Annotated in this window: 3 protein-coding genes; all 3 read left to right on the top strand. The window is 65.8% G+C overall.

The window, feature by feature from the left end:
* Positions 1 to 29: 29 nt before the first annotated feature.
* A complete protein-coding gene (locus VLR48_RS08655) occupies positions 30 to 1,514 on the top strand; it encodes a Ni/Fe hydrogenase subunit alpha (RefSeq protein ID WP_325291394.1) in 1,485 nt (494 codons plus the stop codon).
* Positions 1,515 to 1,791: 277 nt separating this feature from the next.
* Positions 1,792 to 2,550, top strand: coding sequence for a mobilization protein (locus tag VLR48_RS08650; protein WP_325291393.1), 759 nt, complete (start codon positions 1,792 to 1,794; stop codon positions 2,548 to 2,550).
* A gap of 134 nt (positions 2,551 to 2,684) precedes the next feature.
* Positions 2,685 to 4,780, top strand: a 2,096-nt coding sequence (locus VLR48_RS08645; RefSeq protein ID WP_325291392.1) for a DNA translocase FtsK 4TM domain-containing protein, incomplete at its 3' end; no start/stop codon positions are given.

Genomic DNA, 4,780 nt, shown 5'->3' with positions numbered 1-4,780 from the left:
CGAACCCCGAACCCGCCCGAGTTTTTACCATGACTAAGAACCTGGAGACCACCCGGCACCCCGAGACCCTCAAGCGGGTCTGCATCGAGCCGCTGACCCGCGTCGAGGGACACGGAAAGGTGACGCTGTTGCTGGACGAGGACAACCACGTCAAGCAGGCACGGCTGCATATCGTCGAGTTCCGGGGCTTCGAGAAATTCATCCAGGGCCGGCCCTATTGGGAGCTGCCGGTGTTGGTGCAGCGTCTCTGCGGGATCTGTCCGGTCAGCCATCACCTGGCTGCGGCCAAGGCGTGCGATCGGCTCATCGGTGTCGATCGGTTGACGCCGACGGCCGAGAAGGTGCGCCGGCTGATGCATCTGGGTCAGGTGCTCCAATCCCACGCGCTGCATTTCTTCCATCTCTCCTCGCCGGATCTGCTGTTCGGCATCGACGACGCGGTGGCTCACCGCAATATCGTCGGGGTCATCCGGGACCATCCCGAGATCGCGATGCAGGGCGTGCTGCTGCGCAAGTTCGGACAGGAGGTCATCCGCGTGACCTCTGGCAAGCGAGTCCACGGCACGGGGGCGTTGCCGGGCGGGGTCAACAAGAATGTGAGCCTCGAGGAGCGTGATCTCCTCCTTGCCGACATCGACCGAATCCTTGACTGGGCCGAGAAGGGGGTTGCGCTCATCAAGCGAATCATCATGACGCGCCCCGACTTTCACTATCGCTTTGCCAGTGTCGATGCCAACACACTGAGCCTGGTCGCCCCGGACGGCGGCTTCGAGCTCTACGACGGTGGGCTGCGCGCGTGCGATCCGCAGGGCGAGACCCTCTTCGATCATGTGGACGATCAGGGTTACGCCGAGCTGATCCACGAGGAGATCAAGCCCTGGAGCTACATGAAGTTTCCCTTCATCGTGGCGCTTGGGCCGGAGCAGGGCTGGTATCGGGTCGGCCCGCTCGCGCGTGTCAACAACTGCAAGCGTTTTCACACCCCGCTCGCCGAGCAGGAGCGTCAGGACTTCGCGGCCGCCGGCGAGGGTCGCCCGCTGCAGGCCGCACTCGCGACCCATTGGGCGCGGATGATCGAGCTGCTGCACTGCGCCGAGGCGATCCGCGAGCTGCTCGCGGACCCCGACCTACAGTGCACCGACCTACGCCGCGACGGCGCGCTTCGAACTACCGGTATCGGCGTGCTGGAGGCCCCGCGCGGGACACTCTTCCACCACTACGAGATCGACGCCGACGGACTGGTGACCCGCGCCAACCTCATCGTCTCCACGACCAACAACAATCAGGCGATGAACGAATCCATCCGCCGTGTCGCCGCCGACGATCTGGACGGGCACGAGCTCACCGAGCCTTTGCTCAACCGCATCGAGGTCGCGATTCGCGCCTACGACCCCTGTCTGTCCTGTGCGACCCATGCGCTCGGCAAGATGCCCTTTGAGGTCGAGCTGCTCGACGCAGAGGGACAGCGGGTCGGACGGCTGGTGCGGCACGCCGACGGCTCGGTCGCTGCCTGATGCCTGAGCGCAAGGGACAAGCGCAGCGCAGTCCACCTGCGTCGGCGCGAGGGTCGGTGGACTTCGCTCTCGCTCGTCGACCCTACGGCTTGGCCACGTCCGGTTTCATGATCAAGGCCACGCGCAAGTCCCGCGATCGGTCCGGCGTTGCACGGCGCCTCGCGCGGTGTGGCATCGCAGACGACCCCGATGGGCAGCCGCCGGCCAGCCCTTGCGGGACGCTCGCCCTCGGTGCATGCTCCGCGCCCATCAACGCGTACACCCGGAGCATTCACGCATGAGCAAGATCCATTTCATCGGCGGCGAGAAGGGCGGCGTCGGCAAGTCCGTGCTGGCCCGTCTGCTCGCGCAGCATCATATCGACAACAACCAACCCTTTACGGTCTTCGACACCGATCAATCCCATGGGGCCATGCTCCGCTTCTACGGCGACTACTCCAGACCCGTCTTGCTCGACGCCTTCGAGGATGCCGATCAGCTTATGGAGGCCGCGCTTGCGGCGCCGCAGAATGTGCTGGTGGACCTGGCTGCCCAAACCTCGGCTCCCTTGTTTCGCTGGATCGATCAGAACGACTTCCTGACGCTTGCGGCAGACGAAGGGGTCGGAGTGGTCTTCTGGCATGTCATGGACGACGGGGCCGACGGCATCGGTCTGCTCCAGCGCCTCGTCGACCGCTACGGGGATGCGGCCTCCTATGTCGTGGTACAGAACTACGGTCGCGGAAAGGATTTCTCCGCGTTCCGCAACTCTCCGGCCCGTGCCGCCGCCGAGGCCGTCGGTGCCCGCTTCATCGAGCTCCCCGAGCTGCACCCGGCTACGATGCGCAAGGTGGACCACATGGCGGCGAGCTTCTGGGCCGCCGGCCAGAGCCGACCGGGCGGGCTGGGTCTGATGGATCGCCAGCGTCTCAAGGTCTGGATGCGCAAGGCCAACGAGCAGATCGCCTCCTTGGGTCCGGTCCTCGCCGTGCAGCCGCCGGCCGAGTCCGTTCAGGAGTGGTTGACGGGCGCAATGGACGAGACCTCGCCCGGCTGACCGGACGTCTGGGGTGCCTGCCGGCGGGAACAGCGCCCTGATTCAGACAGGATTCGGAACGGATTTCGCCATCGAAACTACCCTAAGAAGCACCGGCAACGGTATAATGGGAAGCCAAAATTTCGGAGAGAGTCATGGCGCAGGCGACACGATACGGGCAGTTGACGTTCAGCGACTACGTGGAGCGCGCGCTCCGCGAGGGCGCCATGTGGACCCTCATGGTCGTGGCGCTCTATCTGGTGCTCGCCTTGGCCAGCTACTCACCGGATGACCCGGGTTGGTCCTACGTCGGGGACGTCTCGCAGGTCAGCAACTCGGCCGGTCGGGCCGGCGCCTGGTTTTCGGATGTCACACTCTTTTTGTTCGGTTTCTTCGCCTATCTGCTCCCGGTGATGGTTGGCTGGAGCGCCTGGCTGGTGTTCCGCGGTTGCGGCGAAGAGCCCGCGCCGCGCACCTGGATCCTGGCGCTGCGCTGGATCGGGTTCTTCATCACCATCGTTGCCGGCTGCGGATACGCCGCGGTCCATCTTGCCGAGCTCGGTGCACATCTTCCGAACGGGGCCGGCGGCGGTCTGGGCCTGCTCATCAGCGGCAACATGCGCGCCGCGTTCAACAGCACGGGGACCGATCTTTTGCTCGGTGGCGCCCTTTTGGTTGGCTTCACGCTCTTCGCGGGGATCTCCTGGCTCAAGGTGGTCGACAACACGGGCGCTGCCGTCCTGCAGGCTGCGGCCTGGGTCGCGAATCTCGTGCAGGGTGCAGCGACGGGCCTGGCGTTGCGTCGGGAGGCTGCTGCAGTGGCGGAGTCGACCGGACTTCCCGAGGCATTGAACCTGATCGACGATCCGACGCAATCCGACGGACCATCGATGCGTTCGCGCTTACGGGAGGCGGCTGGCTCCGAAGCGCCGGGGAACGAGCCCGGCGAGCGGCTCGGTCGTCGTTTCGAGGGGGTTCCGCGGCGGGTCCGGGAGGCCATGACCGAGCCCGAGATCCTGTCGCTCGACGATCTCAAACGGGGTCAGAAGCCCGTGCCGGCGGCGGCGCCGCGGATCAAGACGCCGCCGCGCCCGGTGACCCGTCCGGAGCCGCCGATCCCCGCCACGCAGGCCCCTGGGGTCCAGGCTACTTCCGTCGCTCATGCAGCAGCCTGTCGGACCGACGAGGTCAGTCTTCCGCCGCTCGACCTGCTCGATCTCCCGCGACCGAGCGGCCGGGCCTATTCGGACGAGCAGATCGAGGATCTCTCGCGACAGGTCGAGCTCAAGCTGGCGGATTTCGGCGTCCAGGTCCAGGTCGTGGCCGTCTATCCCGGACCGGTCGTGACGCTCTTCGAGCTGGAGCTTGCGCCCGGCATCAAGGTCAGCAAGATCACCGGTCTGGCGAAGGACCTGGCGCGCGCGCTTTCGACCATCAGCGTGCGCGTGGTGGAGGTCATCCCGGGCAAGTCGGTGATCGGCATCGAGATCCCCAACCAGCAGCGCGAGACGGTCTTCCTGCGCCAGACCTTCGGCTCGGCGACCTATCAGGACGCCAAGTCGCCGCTGACCTTGGGCCTGGGCAGCGACATCTCCGGTCTGCCGGTGGTCGTGGATCTGGCCAAGATGCCGCACGTGCTGATCGCCGGGACGACCGGCTCGGGCAAATCGGTGGCCATCAACGCCATGATCCTGAGCCTGCTCTACAAGGCCGGACCACAGGACGTGCGGCTCATCATGGTCGATCCGAAGATGCTCGAGCTCTCGGTGTACGAGGGCATCCCGCATCTGCTCACCCCCGTCGTGTCGGACATGAAGGAGGCGGCCAACGCGCTGCGCTGGTGTGTGGGGGAGATGGAACGTCGCTATCGCCTGATGGCGAAGCTCGGGGTGCGTAATATCGGCGGCTACAACCGCCAGATCGCCGACGCCGCGGCGCAAGGACGCACCATCCCGGATCCCACCATAGCCGCGGATTTCGCCGCCGAGCAGGGTATCGAGGTGCCGGCGCTCGAGCATCTGCCCTATATCGTCGTGGTGATCGACGAGCTGGCGGACATGATGATGGTGGTCGGCAAGAAGGTCGAAGAGCTGATCGCGCGCTTGGCGCAGAAGGCGCGGGCATCGGGCATCCATCTCCTGCTCGCGACCCAGCGCCCGTCGGTCGATGTCCTCACCGGGCTCATCAAGGCCAACATCCCCACGCGCATTGCCTTCCAGGTCTCCTCACGGATCGACTCGCGCACCGTCCT

This window comes from Thiocapsa sp. (assembly GCF_035467215.1).
In the GTDB taxonomy this organism is placed as follows: domain Bacteria; phylum Pseudomonadota; class Gammaproteobacteria; order Chromatiales; family Chromatiaceae; genus Thiocapsa.
Note: the sequence above shows the minus strand (reverse complement) of the source record. Positions and strands in the feature narration are given on the sequence as shown.

Bases quoted from the DNA above. Each gene is read 5' to 3' on its own strand.
- VLR48_RS08655 (WP_325291394.1), top strand. From the start codon at position 30: ATGACTAAGAACCTGGAGACCACCCGGCACCCCGAGACCCTCAAGCGG.
- VLR48_RS08650 (WP_325291393.1), top strand. From the start codon at position 1,792: ATGAGCAAGATCCATTTCATCGGCGGCGAGAAGGGCGGCGTCGGCAAG.